The 19042-nt window shown below is 50.0% G+C and carries 15 protein-coding genes; 3 read left to right on the top strand and 12 right to left on the bottom strand.

What is annotated here, in order from left to right; all coding sequences use genetic code 11:
• Positions 1–8: 8 nt before the first annotated feature.
• From C1A11_RS10235 to C1A11_RS10180, 11 genes are all read right to left on the bottom strand, one after another.
• Positions 9–1250 (bottom strand): peptidase U32 family protein, encoded by a 1242-nt coding sequence (locus tag C1A11_RS10235; RefSeq protein WP_341458144.1) that lies wholly within the window; start codon positions 1248–1250, stop codon positions 9–11.
• 38 nt (positions 1251–1288) lie between these two features.
• Positions 1289–2374 (bottom strand): endolytic transglycosylase MltG, encoded by a 1086-nt coding sequence (gene mltG / locus C1A11_RS10230; protein WP_180950316.1) that lies wholly within the window; start codon positions 2372–2374, stop codon positions 1289–1291.
• Positions 2375–2420: 46 nt separating this feature from the next.
• The gene (locus tag C1A11_RS10225; RefSeq protein ID WP_102050364.1) at positions 2421–2966 is read right to left on the bottom strand and encodes a DJ-1 family glyoxalase III; all 546 of its coding nucleotides are present in this window, start codon (positions 2964–2966) and stop codon (positions 2421–2423) included.
• Positions 2967–3075: 109 nt separating this feature from the next.
• A complete protein-coding gene (locus C1A11_RS10220) occupies positions 3076–3906 on the bottom strand; it encodes a GNAT family N-acetyltransferase (protein WP_102050363.1) in 831 nt (276 codons plus the stop codon).
• A 4-nt stretch (positions 3907–3910) separates the two neighbouring features.
• Positions 3911–4834 carry a DUF2156 domain-containing protein gene (locus C1A11_RS10215; RefSeq protein WP_180950315.1) on the bottom strand — a complete coding sequence of 308 codons (924 nt, stop codon included), beginning with the start codon at positions 4832–4834 and terminating at the stop codon, positions 3911–3913.
• Between the two features lie 105 nt (positions 4835–4939).
• Positions 4940–5602, bottom strand: a complete 663-nt coding sequence (locus C1A11_RS10210; RefSeq protein ID WP_102050361.1) for a dTMP kinase — start codon at positions 5600–5602, stop codon at positions 4940–4942.
• An 83-nt stretch (positions 5603–5685) separates the two neighbouring features.
• Positions 5686–6462, bottom strand: coding sequence for an FAD-dependent thymidylate synthase (thyX, locus tag C1A11_RS10205; RefSeq protein WP_102051065.1), 777 nt, complete (start codon positions 6460–6462; stop codon positions 5686–5688).
• A 219-nt stretch (positions 6463–6681) separates the two neighbouring features.
• Positions 6682–9099, bottom strand: a complete 2418-nt coding sequence (locus tag C1A11_RS10195; RefSeq protein ID WP_102050359.1) for an ATP-dependent helicase — start codon at positions 9097–9099, stop codon at positions 6682–6684.
• A 235-nt stretch (positions 9100–9334) separates the two neighbouring features.
• Positions 9335–10516, bottom strand: coding sequence for a sodium ion-translocating decarboxylase subunit beta (locus C1A11_RS10190; RefSeq protein WP_102050358.1), 1182 nt, complete (start codon positions 10514–10516; stop codon positions 9335–9337).
• Between the two features lie 45 nt (positions 10517–10561).
• Entirely contained in the window at positions 10562–10990 is a 429-nt protein-coding gene (locus C1A11_RS10185; RefSeq protein WP_102050357.1) for an OadG family protein, read from the bottom strand.
• A 453-nt stretch (positions 10991–11443) separates the two neighbouring features.
• A complete protein-coding gene (locus C1A11_RS10180) occupies positions 11444–12640 on the bottom strand; it encodes a chloride channel protein (protein ID WP_242965905.1) in 1197 nt (398 codons plus the stop codon).
• Positions 12641–12954: 314 nt separating this feature from the next.
• On the opposite strand from C1A11_RS10180, the gene C1A11_RS10175 reads away from it, so the two are divergent.
• The 3 genes from C1A11_RS10175 to C1A11_RS10165 are packed head-to-tail and all read left to right on the top strand — an operon-like array spanning position 12955 to position 15252.
• Positions 12955–13407, top strand: coding sequence for a rhodanese-like domain-containing protein (locus C1A11_RS10175; protein WP_102050356.1), 453 nt, complete (start codon positions 12955–12957; stop codon positions 13405–13407).
• Positions 13404–13832, top strand: coding sequence for an RrF2 family transcriptional regulator (locus tag C1A11_RS10170; RefSeq protein WP_102050355.1), 429 nt, complete (start codon positions 13404–13406; stop codon positions 13830–13832). Before C1A11_RS10175 ends, C1A11_RS10170 begins: the two co-directional genes overlap by 4 nt.
• A 52-nt stretch (positions 13833–13884) precedes the next feature.
• Complete coding sequence (locus tag C1A11_RS10165) at positions 13885–15252, top strand: FAD-dependent oxidoreductase (RefSeq protein ID WP_102050354.1); 1368 nt, start codon at positions 13885–13887, stop codon at positions 15250–15252.
• Between the two features lie 68 nt (positions 15253–15320).
• Here C1A11_RS10165 and C1A11_RS10160 read toward each other — a convergent pair whose 3' ends face one another.
• Positions 15321–18911 (bottom strand): ATP-binding protein, encoded by a 3591-nt coding sequence (locus tag C1A11_RS10160; protein WP_102050353.1) that lies wholly within the window; start codon positions 18909–18911, stop codon positions 15321–15323.
• Between the last annotated feature and the right edge of the window lie 131 nt (positions 18912–19042).

Genomic DNA, 19042 nt, shown 5'->3' with positions numbered 1-19042 from the left:
TGTATTTTTTAAGCCTGTGCCGGAATCTCTTCTGCACGTTTGCGCAAAATCGAAAGCGGCGGTACGTCATGCGGCACCGGCATCGTAAAATGCATCATCGAATGAGGTGTCGCCTGAATTTCTTCCCCTGCTTCGTTTTTCAGCCAGCCCGGTACAAAAGTACAGGTTTCGCCGCTCGGCAGCAACAATTCCACTTCATTGCCAAGGAAAAAACGTCCGCGCTGAGTACAGCTTGCAATGCCATTTTCACAGCTGTCCACCACTGCAAGCACTTCCCAGTCACGCACATAGCTGCTGGTTGCCGTGTTTTGGGTGGCGTGCTCTTTGCCAAAATAAAACCCCGGAGAGTAGTGGCGATGGCTTGTTTTGCCCAGCTCTTCAAGCGTTTCTTCCGGGCAGGTATAGTGGTATGGGTCTGCGAGTACGGCATCCAGTGCACGGCGGTATGCTGCGGCAAGGCTTGCTACATAATAAAAGCTTTTTGCCCGGCCTTCAATTTTAAGACTCGTTACACCCGCTGCCAGAATAAGGTCGAGAAACGGTGCGGCGCAAAGGTCGTCTGCATTCAAAATAAACGCACCATCCTCATTTTCACCAATATCGTAATAATGGCCGGAACGTCTCTTCTCTACAAGCGAGTATTCCCAGCGGCAAGGCTGTGCGCATTCGCCACGGTTACCGTCGCGTCCTGCCATATACTGCGAAAGCAAGCAGCGGCCGGAAAAGCTTAAGCACATGGCACCATGCACAAATGCTTCCAGCTCAAGTTCCGGCGGGGTGTTTTCGCGAATCTCTGCAATTTCCTGCAAAGTCAGCTCACGCGCAAGCACTACACGTTTTGCGCCCATCTCATAGGCGGCATTTGCGGTGGCGTAGTTCATAATGCCCACCTGAGTAGAAAGGTGCAATTCAATGCCGGGGGCATATTTTTTGCACATCGAAATTACGCCAATATCCGCTACGATAAACGCGTCAATGCCGAGGTCGCGAATTTCAGTTAAAAATTGCGGCAATTCTCGAGCTTCTGCGTTTGTGGGAACGGTGTTTAGGGTCAAATACAGCTTTTTACCAGCTGCGTGGGTCAACTGCACTGCTTCTGCCAATTGTTCAAGGTCAAAGTTTTTGGGGGAGGAGCGCATACCGAAACGGTCTGCGCCAAGATAAACTGCATCCGCGCCATAGCTAAGGGCAAAGCGCAGCCGTTCCATATCTCCTGCCGGCAATAGCAGTTCTGGGAAAGTGGATATCATCGTATTAGAAGTTCCTTTCTGGAAGTTTGCCCGCAGGCTTAACCTTTTGCACCAATCGAGGCTTTTACCTGGCCATTAATCTGCTTCATGGTTGCGACGTTGGCAAGGTGCTCTTCAAAGGTTTTTGCATAATAGTATTTGCCGTTAAAATCGGTAAGGAAGAAGTAATAATCGTTCTTCTCGGGGTTCAGTGCAGCATCGATGGCCGCTTCACCCGGGGACGAAAGAGGTCCAGCGGGCAGGCCTACACAATCATAGGTATAGTAAGCCTCTTCCATCCCCGCCGGTACTTTTTGGCCAAGGTTTTCGTAGTAGGGGCGGATAAAGTCCTGGATATAGTACCAGGAAACATCGCTTTCCAGTTTGGGATAGGGAGACCCCTGTGCCAAACGGTTGTGGAAAACGCCCGAAACGCCGGGCATGTTCACTGGGTCGCCGGCTTCTTCCTGAATAAAGGAAGCCAGATTCACAACGTCTTTCACGCTAAGGCCCAGCTCTTTGGCTTTCGCCTGGCGCTCCGGCGTCCATTTTTTATCAAACTCTGCAAACAGCTTGCCCACCATGTTGTGAACAGTGTCATCCGGGAAGAAGTCGTAGGTATCCGGGAAGAGATACCCCTCTGCACGCATAAAGCAGTTTTCAGAAGGCTGCAGTTCATTCCAGATTGCAAGGTTGGAAAAATCGCCGTGGTTTGCCTCTTGCAAAAATTCTTCTTTGGTGCAAAGGCCCGCCTTTTCCATAATCGCAGCAAATTGCAGCACAGTGCTGCCCTCCGGGAAAGTTACCCGAACGGTTTCTACGTTTTTATTGACCTTTTGCAGTTCCTCTGCAATGGCAGCATAGCTCATGCCCTCCTGCAAAGAGAAGGTGCCATACTGGAATTTCGGGCCAACACCTGTCTGCTTAAGGTAAATCTTAAAGCACAGATCAGATCCAATAAAGCCCTCTTCTTTGAGTTTTGCCGCAATGGTATTGGGAGAAGTCCCCTGCTCTACTACAAACTCGCGAGACTCGCCCACAGCGCCGCTGCCTGCAACCTCAGAGGAATAGTAAAAGAAGCCGCCTGTCAGCACGAGGACGCCCACGAGGACGAGAATGCCCAGTGTGATAAGTACCTTTTTCATATTAAAGACCAAACCTTTCACGTTCTTTGGTGCAGCGCACCGCATTTTACCAGTTGGGATAAATGGAGTGCTTCAACGCTGCCGCAACTTCACGGCCTTTGAGCTCTGTAACGAGTGTCAGCCCAAACAGTACCGCGCACCCGGCAGCACGTCCGGTAATCACTTTGCCGTCCACCACTACCGGCTCTTCCGTATATACGCCATGCTCCATCTCGGTTTGCATGGTCGGGTACATTGTAGCGCGGCGTTTATCCAGCAAACCGTTTGCATCCAATACCCAGGGGGCGGCACAAATAGCTGCAACAAACAGGTTGCGTCGCTTTGCTTCTGCGAGCACCTCGCGTACTACGGGCGACGCCATTAAGTGGGTAGTACCCGGCATACCGCCCGGCAGCACTACCATTTCGGCATCTTCGGGCAGTACAAAGTCTGCATCAGTGCGGTCTGCAATCACTTGCACTCCTGCGCTGCTGCGGGGGCTGCGGCTGCCGATGCCAACGGTGGTCACCTCTACCTTGGCACGTTTGAGCATATCCAGCGGTGCCATTGCCTCGGTGATTTCAAAACCGTCCGCTAAAAATAGGTAGACCATTTTTCTTTCGTCCTTTCGCAAAACGTATTTGCCCGCCCAAGGGCAGGCAGCCTTCACCGCTACTTGCGGCAGATGGCTCGTGGAAACAAGTTTGTCAGAGATGCGCGAGCTAGTCACACATCAGCCCCATGTACGGGTCGGTCAGCTGATGCGGGCCATCCAGCCAGCAGAGCATGCCATAGGGGCAAAGCTCACCTTCGCCCAAAAACACATCGCTGTATTGCGGCAGATAAATCTCCGCCTGCTCCCGTCCGGTCTTTTGGCGTGCCGCTTCTAAAATTTTCGCTGCGGCGGAGCTGCCGTCTGCCAGCAGCTCTTTGAAAACCAAAGTATCTCTGGTTTCAAAATAAACGCCATAGCCATTATCTGTTTCTATTGTGGTCGCGCCACCGGTATATAAATCCTGCACCATAGCAGCATGCGCCTCTTTTCCAAAGCTCATATAATCGCATGCCATTCGTTCTTCTCGCAGGGTTGCAAGGCGGGGCGCAGTGATTGTATCAAAATCTGCCACCGCCCACAGGTTTGCGCGGATGCTGCGCTGCACCACGCGCCGATAAAACATCGTTTCGTAGCCAAAGAGCTTGTAATAATCAAACAAAGATGCACTTGCCGGTACGAGTGCGGCAAATGCACGCCCTGCTTTTTTCTCTTCGTTATGCACCGTTTCCAGCAATGCCTTCATTACGCCTTTGCCGCGCAAATCAGCACGGGTGTTGACACCGTAAATGTAAACGCCCGGCAGCTTTTTTAGCAGCACAGGCACCGCGCAGACAGAGGCAATCACTTGGCCTGCCTCTTCTGCCACCCAGGTGTGTTCCAACCCGGCAAAGCGGTCAAATACAAAATCAATATAGGGCTGCTCGTCTTTAAATGCAGCCTGCCAAAGAGCCGACAGGTCGGTCCTGTCTTCCTCTTTTGCTTTCCGGTGGTTCACCATAGCATCATTCCTCGGTTCTTTCAGGCGGGTAAGCAGGTGCCTCCCGCTTTAAAACAGCAAAATATTTTTTTGCAAGCATTGCCGGACGGTACGAGAGCTTCGCCTTACGCAGACCCTCTTCGCCAAGGTCGTCCTCACGGTTAATATAAGTCACGTCCTGCCCGTACATCCGCGCAAACTCACGGTTAATCAGCGCATAAGCGCCGTTTACCTCGTGATAAGCTTTTTCCACGTGGGTACAAAGCACCTCGTCGTTCAGCTTACTGCCATAGCAAAAAGCCAACGGTTTATCTCCATCGCGCAGCAGCCCGCCCACAAGACCCAGCTCAAAGAAGTGGTCCAGCACACGAACGATGGCTCCGTGCTCGCCTTCCAGCCCCGGGTTGTCTGCATCGTACATTGCACCCCAGATTTGGTTAAACTCCTTTACCATTTCAATGTTTTCAGGACTGATAGCTTCAAACGTATAATCCGGATGCTCTTTCAAAAAGCGGCTGACGTGGTTGCGCTTTTTTTGGTATGGCTTGCCCGGCAGGTTGGCAAGGTCGCTGGCAAGATAAAGATAGTCATCGTTTTTGCGCTCTGTGCCAAAGTGAAATACGCCCGGCATAGCCGCTTCAATCCGAGGCAGCTGCGATTCCGGAATCGAGTAAATCATCGGGGTTTTGCCGCCGGCTTTGGCATCTTCAATGCACTCGGTAAGCACCGCTTTCAAGTTGTCGCCGCCCACCGGGTACAAAAAATGGTGATGCGTTCTGCCAATATTACGTACCAGCGCATAGCCCTGATACTCGCCGATATAAGTGTGATACAGCTCTGCCCACATATAGATGTTGGCAAAGGCAAACTCACAGGTTTTGTAATTGGTTGCTTCCAGCAGTGGGCGTACCCACTTGCCGTCTTCGAGTGTTACTTTATGGTATTCCATGTATTCTCCATTTTGCAAATCAGCGGCCTTGACCATGAGTTCATTTTTTTGCTGCGCACTGCTTGTGCGATAAGCCGCCCGCATTGCTTTCAGCTTACCGGGCCGTTACAGCAATGCACTTGCGCGTTGCTGCACCTTTTGATGAATCTCTTCGATAGAAAGAAGCACACCATCACGGGTACAGTCAATTTTTTCCCAGCCGAGCTTTTCGGCGCAGTAGTAGGCCGCCTCCCGGCTGCGGGAAAGGTATTCGAGATCTTTTTCGTGGATATCTTTACGGGTTTCATCGCCGTGGTACCGCTCGTTCATCAGCTTTTGGCTAACCGCTGTGGGCAGATCAAGAAACAATACCTCATCCGGCGCAGGGATACCCATTTTGTTGTATTCAAAATCGAACAGCCAATCAAGATAAGCGTCCCACTCGCCGCGGGGTAGTTTAGAGCACTGATGCACCGCATTGGAGGTAGTATATCGGTCTGCGACGAGAATACCGCCACTTTGGTAAAAGCTGCCCCAATCCTGCTTATAGCTTGCAAAGCGATCTACCGCATAAAAGCTGGAGGCCGCATAGGCGTTTACATCGCCCGGCTTATCGCCAAAGCATCCGGCAAGATACATCTTTACCAGCGCACTGGAACCCGATTCATAGGCAGGGAAGCGGATGCGTCGGCATTGCCTGCCTTCGGCACAAAGCTGCTCTGCAAGCAATTTGCTTTGAGTCGCTTTTCCGCTGCCGTCCAGCCCCTCTATCACGATTAGTTTACCCATTTTCTTTATCAAATCCTTCGTTTGCCCTCATCACTGCGGGGCTACTGTTCTTGCTTTGTTAGCAGCCATCAAAAGGCAATACTTTAGCGCACCGTTTCTTTCAATTCTGCATATTTTTCACGCATTTCAGCTGCAGCGCCGCAGGTCATTTTACCCTCTGGGCAAGCGCCTTTTACGCAGGGCGGGCCAGATTTCACAAACAGTGCCGGCGAAACCTCGCACACCAGACGCAGCATTTCATCTGCCAGCGCACGGATTTCCCACTGTGCACGATTGCAGCAGCGATGAGCAAAGAAATTGTTCAGGCTACGTGCATTCATCGTGACCACCATCTTGGTGTCGCATGCGTTCGGCAGCACAAAACGGGCATCTTCAATTGCCATTTTTTCCGCTTTGCGAGTCGCAGCTTTTTCATCTTCGCCCGCTGCCATCAGCTCATTTTTATGTTTTTCTTTGAGGATTGCCGCAAGCTTGCGATAGCTTTCTGCCTGCTGTTCCATCATTTCATCATAGGCCGCCTGTGCCTCTTCATTTTCTGCAATTTCCGGCGGGGTCACATAATCAAACTCGTTCAGCCGAACATAACGCTGGCTTTGCACGCTGTAACTTGCGATGCGGTGGCGGGTAATCTGTGCCAACAGGCTGCGAGAAACACCCTCAATAGCAAAGGTGAAGCTAACGTGCTCGGTGGGGCTTTCGTGCCCGAGAGATGCCAGCATCTGCACAAACTCAGCTGTTTTCTCCGGGGTAAGGCCCTGCATCAGCTCTTCTACACCCACCTGCGAATAGCAAAGCTTTGCTGCAGCTGCTACAATTTTTTCCGGTTCCGGCGTGTGGGCAATCAACTGTACTTTCATTATTATGACCATTCCTTTCTTAGGGGCTGTGCCGTCTTGAGCTTTGCTGCTTTTTCTATCAGCGCAAATCCAGAGGCACAATAAGCGTTGAAAGAAAATCCTCTCAAAGCTATCTTTTGCGCGGTTTTCTCACCGCGGATAATATGGGCTTGTTGTCGTTTTTTTCTGGCCGCTCTACCGCTGCCGGGGAATTGCACGATAGCAAGCACTGCCTGCCCTAAATTATTCTTCCAGCGTAAGCGGTGCGTAGTTTGCCATTGTCTTTTTCTCACCTACGGTGTCAAAGCGAATCTTCACAATCGTGTCGCCTGCCACCGGGGTAACCTCCAGGACAATACCGCGCCCAAACACTTTATGCCGTACTACATCGCCCGGCTTAAAGGCAGCTTTGGTGCCGGCAGCTTTCGGCTGCGGTGCTGCCCCAGCCAAAGTAGACCCGCGAGAAAAGCTGCCAAGGCCAGCGGCGGGGTGCCGCGGCGCTACGGGTTCTACCCGACGGCTGCCAAAAGCGGCAGCCTGCTCTTTGCGGCGGGCAATCATAAACGAGCAATCCTCTTCGATGAGCGAATTGTCGATTTCTCCCAAAAAGCGAGAAGGCTGGTTGCGCTTGGTCTGGCCAAAAATCATACGCATCTCGGCAGAAGAAAGGTAGAGCGCTTTTTTGGCACGGGTAATACCAACATAACAAAGGCGGCGCTCTTCTTCCAAATCTTCTGCATTATAGCGCGCCATTTCACTCGGGAAGATGCCATCCTCAAGACCTACAATGAAAACATACGGAAACTCAAGGCCTTTCGCTGCGTGCATCGTCATCATAACAACGACGTCGCTGCTTTCGTCATAGCTGTCAATGTCCGCGATGAGAGCAACTTCTTCAAGGTAGCCAAAAAGACTTGCTTCTTCCCCTTTTGCATCTACATAGGTTTTAACGCTGGAAATCAGCTGTCCCAAGTTTTCCAAGCGGGTCTGGCCCTCTTCGCCCTGTGCCTCTAGCATCGAGCGGTATCCGGTGCGGTCAATCACAAAGGTAACCAGCTCGTCCAGCGGTTGCTCCGCAGCAGCGCACAGCAGTTCTTCGTACATTGTGTAAAACTTTTGCAGCGCTGCCGAAGCACGGGAAAGCGCCGGATAGTTTGCTGCTGTGGCGGCAACCTCCAGCATGCAGCAAGAAAGTCCATCTGCGATTTGTGCCATGTTATCGACGGTAGTTGCACCAATTTTGCGGGCAGGCTCGTTGATAATGCGCCGCAGACGCAAATCATCCTGCGGGTTTGCCAAAATCGAAAGATAAGACAAAATGTCCTTCACTTCTTTTCGGTCAAAGAATCGCTGGCCGCCAACGATTTTATAAGGAATACCGGCACGCGCAAAATAGGTCTCGACGGGGCCGGATTGTGCGTTCATGCGGTACAGAATGGCATGGTCGCGAAGCTTTGCACCCTCTTTGATGTGTTCACCAATTACCTCGGCAATATGGGCCGCTTCGTCATGCTCATTATCTGCCTGATAGTGGTGCACTTTGTCGCCATCGCCGTTTTCAGTCCATAGTGTTTTGCCTTTTCGGCCCTCATTGTTTTTGATGACTTCGTTGGCTGCGTTCAAAATATTAGAGGTGGAACGGTAGTTCTGCTCGAGCCGAACCACCTTGGCCCCCGGGAAATGCTCTTCAAAACTGAGGATATTCTCGATGGTTGCGCCGCGGAAACGATAGATGCTCTGGTCATCGTCGCCAACGACGCAGATGTTGCCGCTGCCTGCCGCCAGCTGACGCACAAGCTCGAACTGTGCCACGCTGGTATCCTGATATTCGTCTACCAGAATGTAACGATATTTCGTCTGGTGTTTTTCCAGCACGTCGGGGTGCTGTTCAAACAGCCTTACAGTATGGAAAATCAAATCGTCAAAATCAAATGCACCTGCCGCCCGCAGACGTTTGGCGTAGGCCTCGTAAACATTGCAAATCAGTTTCGAGCGCATATCGCCTGCCTGCTCTGCTGCCTGCTTATAATCGAGCATCTTATCTTTGTAGTGCCCAATTGCAGAGAGTGCCGCTTTCACAGGCAAAAATTTATCGTCGATGGAAAGTTGCTTGTACACCTCTTTCATCGCACGCTGAGAATCGTCGCTGTCGTAGATAGTAAATGCCTGCGGCCAGCCCAGCACCTGTGCTTCACGCCGCAAAATGCGCACGCAAGCAGAGTGAAAGGTAGAGGCAGTAATATCTTCCGCCGCACTGCCAAGCATATCGGAAAGGCGGTTTTTCAGCTCCCCTGCCGCTTTGTTTGTGAAAGTGATGGCGAGGACATTCCAAGGCCGTGCGGTAGAAACCCGCAGCATCTCTTCCAGCTCCGGAGAAGGCTCGCTGGAGCCGCGCTGGACTAAATCTTCCAGCTCAGCAATCCGTTCGGCCGTTACGGTACCGTAAATCTTATCGCTGTGGTAAGCCTTGCCAAACCGCACCAAATTAGCAATGCGGTTAACCAGTACTGTGGTTTTTCCGCTGCCTGCGCCCGCCAAAATCAACAGAGGGCCGTCCACAGTAAACACGGCATCTTTCTGCACCGGATTTAGGCGCCCAAAGCGCCCCTCGATGTAGCGTTTACGGAGGTTCAAAAACTGCGTTTGCTGGTTCTCTGTCATCTCAATGGTCCTTTCCCGATTTTTGCCGCCGGCATATATGTTGCACTATGCCGTTTCATCCTGCAAAAATCGTGTCCGGGAAGGGAAATTCCCGGACGCCTGCTTTTCAATATAGTTCGCTTTATTGTAGCACAAAACAGCATTGTTGGAAAGTGTCGAAGTCACCAAACCGCCAACTTCATAGGCATAAAAAAACGAAAGACCGCTGAGTGAGCGATCTTTCGTAAGAAAAATTTTATCCCAACATATTAATAAGAATACCAGCAGCCACTGCCGAGCCGATAACGCCAGCGACATTGGGGCCCATAGCATGCATCAAAAGGAAGTTTTGCGGGTTTTCTTTCTGTCCAACCTTTTGGGCAACGCGGGCTGCCATCGGCACTGCAGAAACACCGGCAGCGCCAATCAACGGGTTAACCTTGCCCTTGGTGAGCACGCACATCAGCTTGCCGAGCATAACACCACCGGAAGTACCGAATGAGAACGCCACAAGGCCAAGACCAATGATTTTAACTGTCTGCCAGGTAAGGAAGGTATCACCACTGGTGGTGCAGCCAACCGACAAGCCGAGGAAAATAGTGATAATATTCATCAGCTCGTTGCCGGCAGTTTTGCAAATACGATCCACCACACCGGATTCTTTCATCAGGTTGCCCAGCATCAGCATACCGACAAGCGGTGCTGCGGTAGGCAGGATGAGTGAAATCAAGATGGTGCACATAATCGGGAAAATAACTTTTTCTGTTTTGGATACCGGGCGCAGCTGTGTCATTACAATGCTGCGCTCTTTATGCGTCGTTAACGCACGCATAATTGGTGGCTGAATAATGGGCACAAGCGCCATATAGCTGTAAGCCGCCACAGCGATGGCACCTAGCAAATGTGGGGCAAGCTTTGTGGTGACGAAAATTGCCGTGGGGCCATCTGCGCCGCCGATGATGCCGATAGAGCCTGCCTCCGCCCCTGTAAAGCCGAGCATTTTTGCGCCCCAGTATGTAAAGAAGATACCAAGCTGCGCCGCTGCGCCCAAAAGCAGGCTGGCGGGGTTCGAAATAAGGGGCGAGAAATCCGTCATTGTGCCGATGCCAAGGAAAATAAGCGGCGGATAAATACCAAGTTTAACACCCAGGTAAAGCATATCCGCAAGGCCGCCATTATTCAGCACCTGCATAAAGTCGGGATGTCCCGATTCTGTCAGAAAATATTCCATATGGATGATGCCTGCGCCGGGGAGGTTGGCAAGCAGCATACCAAATGCGATGGGTAGTAACAATAGAGGCTCAAATTGTTTGACAATGGCAAGGTACAGCAGAACGCACGCCACACAAATCATAATTAAATAGCGCGGGTCTTCAAACAATCCATTAAAGCCAGACTCTTGAGCGATTCCGCGAATCGCACCTAAAAATCCCTCCATGATTCAAAACACCCTTTTCTGTCAAATTATAAAAGCACTACGCCTTTAAAACGGTTCCGTATAAGCCCTCACTGCCGCACGGGACCAGGCACTGCGGCCAGCCACCTTTTTCTGCTTATTTTTGGTGATACTCAAAATTTCAAAGGGGCCTTCGCTGACTGCTGCCACTGCCGCAGTGATAGCTGCCACGATTTCGCCCGGCACACCAGCCGGTGAAGCGTTTGCATAAGTCGCGCCGGCAATTGCCGCTACCAGTTCCGGCTCCACTGCTGCAGCGGCCCCCGCGGGTGCTACATTTGCTACCGGGCTTGACGATGCAGGCTGTGCTTTGCTTGCAGCCGCCTCGGTTGCTTTTTTACGGTCGATGCCAGTGAAAATTTTGCCCTGCAGCTTAATAACTAAAGTAAGCAGTACCAAAATTGCAAAGACTAAAGTAATACCTGTCAGGATAACGATCCATTTACTAGGCTCCATTTGAATTTTCCTCCTTTTTCCTTTAAAGCCAATCTGCGTCTATTATAGTTGATTTGCTAGGGGCTTGCAATGCGAATTTTGTGATTTTTTAAACAAACTCCAAAAGTGTCCAAATTTTGCGGTTGGGACACTTGGCGCGCTAAAAACGTTGCAGACTAGCGTTTTCAGCGGCATACACCTTCTTACTGCACCGCAATAAATGAAAAGAGTGCCTTTTGCAAGCCATTTATATGCAAAAATATTTGGCAGATTCTTGACATTTCTTGTGCGATGAAAAGGTTCTATTTTGCTTATTCGCGATATGCCTCTACTCGATTTTTGTTCACTGTGTTTTATTGTAGCGGAAAATCAAGCAAAAAGACAAGCCATTTAGGACTTTTCTTCTCTTAAAATGTGATAAGGTTTTTTAGACTTTTTTAGATTTATCAAAATTGCAGCATAGCGCAGGCTGTGCTATATGTCTTTATCGGGAGGCAGCTCTATCGGTGCAAGCTTAGAGTAGACAAGCTTTTGCGCGGCGTACAAACTGTATCTTCCGCTGAGCATATACCCTACCGCTACCGCAATCGCAAAATAAAGCAGCCCCTCGCTGCCGAAAAATTCTACACTTAACGCAAGGCTGGCAATGGGGCAGTTAACGGCGCCGCAGAAAACCGCAATCATTCCCAAGGCGGCGGCAAAGCCCGGATCAAGCCCAAGCAAGCCCCCCACTGCGCTGCCAAATGTAGCACCGATGCAAAGGGTAGGCACAATTTCGCCGCCGCGGAAACCGGCGCCCAGAGTGAGCGCGGTAAAAAGCAATTTCAGCAAAAAGGCTGCGGGGGCAACGGCTTTGCCCTCTATGGCGTGGGCGGCAAGTTCCATTCCCGCTCCGTTATAATCAAAATTACCAACCAGCGTAGTCAAAAACAAGACGAGTAGCGCGCCTACTATCACTCGCAAATAAGGGTTGGGGAAAAACCGCTTATAGATTTTTCCGCTGTTATGCAGCACCTCGCATAGCACAATAGATACTGCGCCGCACAATATGCTAAGCACCAGCACACGGCCTGCTGTGGTAAGCAAAAACACCTCTGGAACGTGGCGCAGCACAAATCGTTCCGGCGCTATTCCGCACCAGCCAGCCAGTTGGTATGCAATGAGCGAAGACCCCAGCACCGGCACCAATGCCGCATACTGAAAAACACCTACGTTAATTACCTCAATACAAAACAACGTCGCTGTCAGTGGTGTGCCAAACAGGGCACTAAACACCGCAGCCATACCGCAAACCATTGCAATGCGCAGCTCCTGGTCGTTCAAACGGGCCACGCGCGCAAATGCCGCGCCGATGCTGCCTCCCATTTGAAGTGCAGCACCCTCTCGCCCGGCAGAGCCACCTGCGAGATGGGTCAATGTGGTACCAATAAAAATAAGCGGAGCGAGCCGCAAGGGCACACGTTCGGCAGAACGTACCGCTTCAAAGATATCGTTGGTGCCCCGATGTTTGCTCATTTTAAATTTGTAGTAAAAAAAGACGATAATCACACCCCATAAGGGCAATAGCAGCATCAAGCGCTTGTCAGCCAGACGCCACGCGGTCACTTTTACCAACGCATAGTGGAATGCAATACCCGCAGCCCCACATAAACTGCCGATTAATATCGACAACAATAACCACTTAGCAAAAGTGAATAGGTACGACTTTACTTTTTTCATCTTTTCGTTGTTAGTCAATATCTTCCTCGCCTCTAAATCATCAATTCGTTTTTTGCATGCTTTATGCAGACGGTTTTTATTATAGCAAAATATGGAAAAATATCAAAATCTTGCTTGATTTTTATTGCCTTGTTTCGTAACTTAGTCACACACTCTAGAAAAAAGCGTTGACTTTGCAAACTGAAACTCACATAATTACAGTATCATCTTTCCCGCTTTACCCAAACGATTTTACCACGTTTGGATGATAGAAAGGATTGTGCTCTATGCAGTTCAAAAAATCACTTTTTATTGTGTCCTTTGCCCTGGCAGCAATGCTTGCTGCCTGCGGCGGTGCTCTCTCTTCCTCCTCCAGCGCCTCTTCCCCCGCTAGCTCCTCTGCCGTAGAAAAGGCTGAATATCGCACCCTGACAGCACAAGAAGCCAAAGCCAGAATGGACAGTGGCGATTCTATTGTCGTATTGGATGTGCGCACCGAAGCTGAATTTGAAGAAAAGCATATCGAGGGTGCTGTGCTAATCCCTAACGAAACAATCATCAGCGAACCACCTGCCGAGCTGCCGGATAAGGATGCTGAAATCCTCATCTACTGCCGTTCTGGAAACCGAAGCAGACAGGCAGCAGAAAAGCTAATTGGGATGGGTTATTCCAACGTTTACGATTTTGGCGGCATTAATAGCTGGCCATACGACACAGTATCGGGAAAGGCAGAAAAATGACCGGTGAATTTTCCGTGGCGGTCCACGCCCTCGTATACCTCAACCACATGCAGCGCCCCCTTACCAGCGACGCACTTGCAGAAAATGTTTGTACCCACCCGGCGCGTATTCGTAAGGTGATGGCAAAGCTAAAAAAAGCAGAGCTCGTTTTTACACGCGAGGGTGCAGACGGCGGCTATACCTTTTTAGGCGACCCGCACAAAATCAACTTAGCACAAATTCTCACCGCTTTAGAGACACCTGTGGTAGAGCTGACCTGGCGCTCCGGCAACTTGGACATGGAATGCCTTGTTGCCTCTGGAATGGCCAATATCATGGATCATATTTGCGAGGAGCTGGACGATACCTGTAAACAAAAACTTGCCCAAATCTCAATCGCTGACATTGATGCCCAGATTTTTCGTCCGAAAAGCCAGAACATTTAATCGGCCGACCTTTTTTCTCTTTTATTTATCCGTAGAAATGTGAGATTTTATTATGAAACAATTTGATGCAATCATCCTTGGCTTTGGCAAAGGTGGAAAAACGCTTGCCGCCGCACTAGCCGCAAGCGGTAAAAAAGTGGCGCTGGTTGAGCGTTCCAAAGAGATGTACGGCGGCACCTGCATTAATGTAGGGTGCATTCCTTCCAAATCCCTCGTGCACAGCGCACTTTCCGCCAAGCAGCACGCCGACGCTGCTTTTGAAGAAAAAGCGGCTGCCTACCGTGCCGCGATTGCCGAAAAGCGCCGTCTAACCAGTATGCTGCGCCAGAAAAACTATGATAAACTTGCCTCTCACCCCAACACCACCGTGTTTGACGGCACTGGCAGCTTTGTGGATGCCCACACTATAAAAGTAGCTGGCGCAGAGAGCGAAGAGCTGCTTTCTGCCCCGCAGATTTTCATCAATACCGGCTCGGTCAGCGTCGTGCCGAAAATTGAGGGCATCGAGGGTAATCGGCGCGTACTGTTCAGCGACGGTATGCTTGACCTCGACACTCTGCCTCGGCGGCTCGTCATCATCGGTGGGGGCTACATCGGTTTGGAATTTGCTTCTATTTACGCCAATTTCGGCAGTGCGGTTACCGTGGTGCAGGATGGTGCAGATTTTGTGCCGCGTGAAGACCGTGATGTGGCAGACGAGCTACAGGCGATTTTAGAAAAGAAAGGCGTGAAATTCATATTGAACACCGCAATCACCCGCCTGGAAAATCATGAAAGCACTGCCGCTGTGGTTTACACCAAAGACGGCACCGAATATACACTTTCCGCTGAGGCTATCCTCATTGCCACCGGCCGCCGCCCCAACACCGATGAGCTGAACCTTGCCGCTGCCGGGGTAGCCACCACGCCGCGGGGCGCCGTGCAGGTAAACGAATATCTGCAAAGCTCTGCGGAGCACATTTATGCTATGGGCGACGTTGCTGGCGGGCTGCAATTCACCTACATTTCTTTAGATGATTCCCGCATCGTAAAAGATCACCTTGCTGGCGGCAACCGCTCTACCGCTGCCCGCACCAATGTGCCGTACAGCGTATTTCTGGACCCGCCATTCTCTCGTGTAGGCTTATCTGAAACAGAAGCTCGCCAGGCCGGATATGAAATAAAAGTTGCAAAGCTGCCCACCGCAGCAGTGCCCAAGGCACAGGTTCTGCGCAAAACGGAAGGTTTTTTGAAAGCTATTGTAGATGCAAAAACCGACAAAATTCTAGGTGCGACGCTTATCTGCCCAGAGTCTTACGAAATCATCAACACCGTAAAGCTGGCAATGCAAATGGGTGCAGACTACACCGTTTTGCGCGACCAGATTTTCACCCATCCTACCATGTCAGAGGCTCTCAACGATTTATTTTCCCTTATCTAGCAAAATCATAAAGGCTCGCTGCTTTTCTCTTGCCGAGAATGCAGCGAGCCTTTCGCTTTCAGATTGCCCTAAGGCTGTTCAGTGCGATAACGATGAATCTGATCTTCCAGCGTGCGGTACAACAAATCTGGTATCACAGGTTTAGAAAGATGCAGGTTCATGCCTGCGGCAAGCGCCTGCTCAACATCCTCCTGAAAAGCATTTGCCGTCATCGCGATAATGGGCACCTTTTTAGCGTCCGCTCGTTCCATTCGGCGCAGCCCGGCGGTTGCGGCATATCCATCCAGCACCGGCATACGGATATCCATCAAAATCGCATCATACCACCCGGGCGCCGAGGCTGCAAACAGCTCCATCGCCTGCTGTCCATCCCGCGCTACTGTCACCGCCACACCTTGGCTTGTCAGCAATTTGCTGGTGATTTCAATGTTGAGCGGATGATCTTCTGCCAGCAAAATCTTCCTGCCTTTAAGCGCTACAGCATAGTCTATCTGCTTTGCCGTTTCTACGGTTTGAGGCTCACTCGCTGGCGAAAGCGGCAGCGCAACTGTAAACAGGGTGCCTTTGTCCTTTTCGCTTTCTGCCTCTATGGTGCCACCCATCAGTTCAATAATGTTTTTTGAGATGGGCAGTCCCAGCCCGGTGCCGCGGTACTGGCTCGTCGCTCCCACGTTTTCCTGCGAGAAAGGTTCAAACATAATGTTTAAGAACTCTTTGCTCATGCCAATGCCGGTATCGGAAATCAAAAATGAAACTTGATGTGATCCCTTTTCAGAGGCTATTCTGGCAACATCCAAACGCACCTGCCCACCCGAGGGGGTGAATTTGATGGCATTGCCCATCAGATTTATGAGCATTTGCTGAATACGCATTTTATCCCCATAAAACCATTCTTCATCTAAGGTGGATTCAATTTTCAGATAAACTTTCTTTTTGATTGCTTGCGTTTCTATCATTTCAAGCACCGGCAGCAGCATCTGGTCAAACCTAAAAGCTTCTTGCCGCACTTGCAGCTTGCCATGCTCAATGCGCGCCATATCCAAAATGTCGTTGATGAGATTAAGCAAATATCCCGCGGCACCGCTGATTTTATTTAAGTAGATCTGCACAGCAGGCGAACTTTCTGCTTCTTTTTTCGCCAAATCGGTAAGTCCGATAATGGCGTTCATCGGAGTACGCATCTCGTGGCTCATGCGCGATAAAAACTCGGATTTACTTTGAGCATGCATCTCCGCCATAGAAAGCGCCTCTCGCAGACGCTGCGTTTGTTGCTGCTCTCTTTCATACAGGTACGTCACATCGTCGCAAGCCAGGCAGAGCAACTGGTTTTCTCGGTCAATATAAGAAAACCGTAAGCGCATCTGTGTCAGTTTTCGCTGCTTGCCAACCAGCGGTACAACGTATTGAAATACGGAAGCTTGTTCTAAATGATGCAGCACTTTGCTCATTGCAAGCTGATGCATAATATCGCCCGGTGCGGTTTTATCCTTGTGCTCGTAAACCCATTCCAGAAGCCTTTTCTCAAAGCCCGAAATCTGCTCCATATTATTTTTATCGTTTTTCCGGGGGAATAGCTGTGCAACGTCTTGCTGCACATCAATGTAAAAAAGTGCCTCATAATCATTTAGGATTAAGGTGCTGATGAGTTTTTTCATCAGCGTCTCGTTTTGAATGGTGCGGGTATAGAAAAACACGGTAATTTCTTCACTGCCGGGGCGCTTTAATATTCGAGCAATGCTTTCTACCCAGTGCAGTTCGCCTGTTTTCAGTCGTCTGCGGTAGGCTAGTTGGGCATCGGCTTTACCGGCTGCAAAATTTTTGCGCATCTGCTCTAACCCGAAAAAGGCACGGAATGCCTGCTTGTCTCGCTCCGACGGAATTGTTTCGACAATGCGATTGACAAGCTCATCGCAGTCCACAACGCCACTAAAGCAATAATCAGCCTGTGTATCTTCCACTTTTCCGGTAATTAAGTTCATTTTGAGGGAGGCAAGCATTTGGTCATTTTGCAGCAACGCTTTGCGATACGCAAGCTCCTCTTGGTAGCGTCTTTCCAGGCTGCGGTTTTGCTCTTTTAGCAGCCGTGCGTGCTTTGCCCGTGTAAAAACAAGTGTTGCAAATAAAACTACCGCCAGCACACCGCACAATATAACGAAGGTATGGTTTACATCCAGCACCTCACTCATCGTTATTTTTTCATTCATCATTGCCGCGTCGTGCAAAATCTGTTTTTCTGTTTCGGTGCGTTCCATTGCCGCAAGTGTTTTGCTTAAAACGCTACGTAGCATTTCGTCGTTCGATGCCACATTGAAGCTGACGCGCTCCTGCGTTATTTTCCCTTCAAAAGTGCGCAGTCCACTATACTTGTTGTTTTGCAATAAAGAAGATACGTAGTAGCTGCTTTCCAGTGTTATGTCTGCCTGACCGCTGAGCAGCTTATTCAAGCATTGCTCCAAATCGTCAGCTGCAGTAATTGACAGTGTTGGATAAGCAGAAAGCAACGGTTCTGCAAAAGCTTTCATAGAGCTGGGCAGTACCAAACGAACGGTATTGTTCCAATCCAAAACAGCCTCGCCCCGTTTTACAAATTGAATATCTCCGGTAAAGAATCCTAAAGAATTACCTTCTGCCCGCGTTCTCATTGGCAAGCTTTCCACTTCGATCACAGTTGCCTGGCTTTGCCCGGATTCAGAGGCGATTTCTGCACGAAATTGCAGCCCCGAAAGGTCAGTCATCGTTTGAAGAATACGTGGTACAATACCTTCCATTTTTCCGGTTTTGTCATCCTCTACAAAAAAAGGCCCGCGTTTCCCACTCAGCTTTACTGTAATTTCGGGAGCGGTGCGGATGTATTCTGCCTCAGCACGGGTAAAAAGAGGGAATCGGCCAAGATTTTTTCGCCAGTAAGTGCTATGCAGCGTTTCACGGTAAAACGGGTCTTCCTGCTCAATGCGGAGCATCGCGGTGTTCAGCTGCTGCATCTTTTCATTTTCAGGCAGCGCATATAAGTAAGCTGAGGGAGCTTGCATCAAAGCAATTACTTTGCGTTCTGCGCACTCCTGCATTTCTTCCGAGATTGCAGCGTCAATTTTGCCCGCTTCCAGCGCCTTTTCCATTGTATCAGCGGTTTGGTATTCTTTGTGAACGCTTACAAAGCCCTGCTGAGTTTCCAGCTCCTCCAGCAGTTCTTTCGAAAAGCTCTCTTTTACATAGCCAATTTTCTTTTTATTTAAAGACGCATAATCCTCATAATATAAATCGATTTGAGGCATGGTATATAAAACTATCCCCCGCTGTGCCAGTGGCAGTTCGGAACGCAAAAGCGGTTCCTCTTGTGCGCTCGGCTCTGTGGCACATAAAAAATCAATTTTCCCTTCGCGCAGCAACCGCTCTGCTTCCCCTCTGGACACATAAAGGTACTGATAAGACCAGTCTGTGTACAGCGCAACACGTTGCAGATAAGCATGCACATAGTCACTCGCGGTTTCTTCGTTCGGGCTTACCGAAAAATCTGATGTCGAATAAGCGATTTTCACCGGGTTCTGCTCAGCTGCCGCAACGGTTTGGGCATGCGCATACCTAGCCCCGCCGGTTACTAAAAGCACCAGCGTTGCCAACGTGGCGAGCCATCTTTGTTTTACCCTAACACTATGTGCCATGTAGTCTCCCCTTTTCGCGTTTTCCGTTTATATAGTATCATAAAGGTATACAAATTTCCAAAATCTCACATAAATTTGTGATTTAGCCTTTGCGGCAGATTTTAAGCGCGTGCCAGATGCAAGCGTTTGAT

It is taken from the genome of Pygmaiobacter massiliensis (assembly GCF_900199435.1).
In the GTDB taxonomy this organism is placed as follows: domain Bacteria; phylum Bacillota; class Clostridia; order Oscillospirales; family Ruminococcaceae; genus Pygmaiobacter; species Pygmaiobacter massiliensis.
The sequence above is the reverse complement of the archived record's forward strand: the minus strand, read 5'-3'. Positions and strand labels throughout refer to the sequence as shown.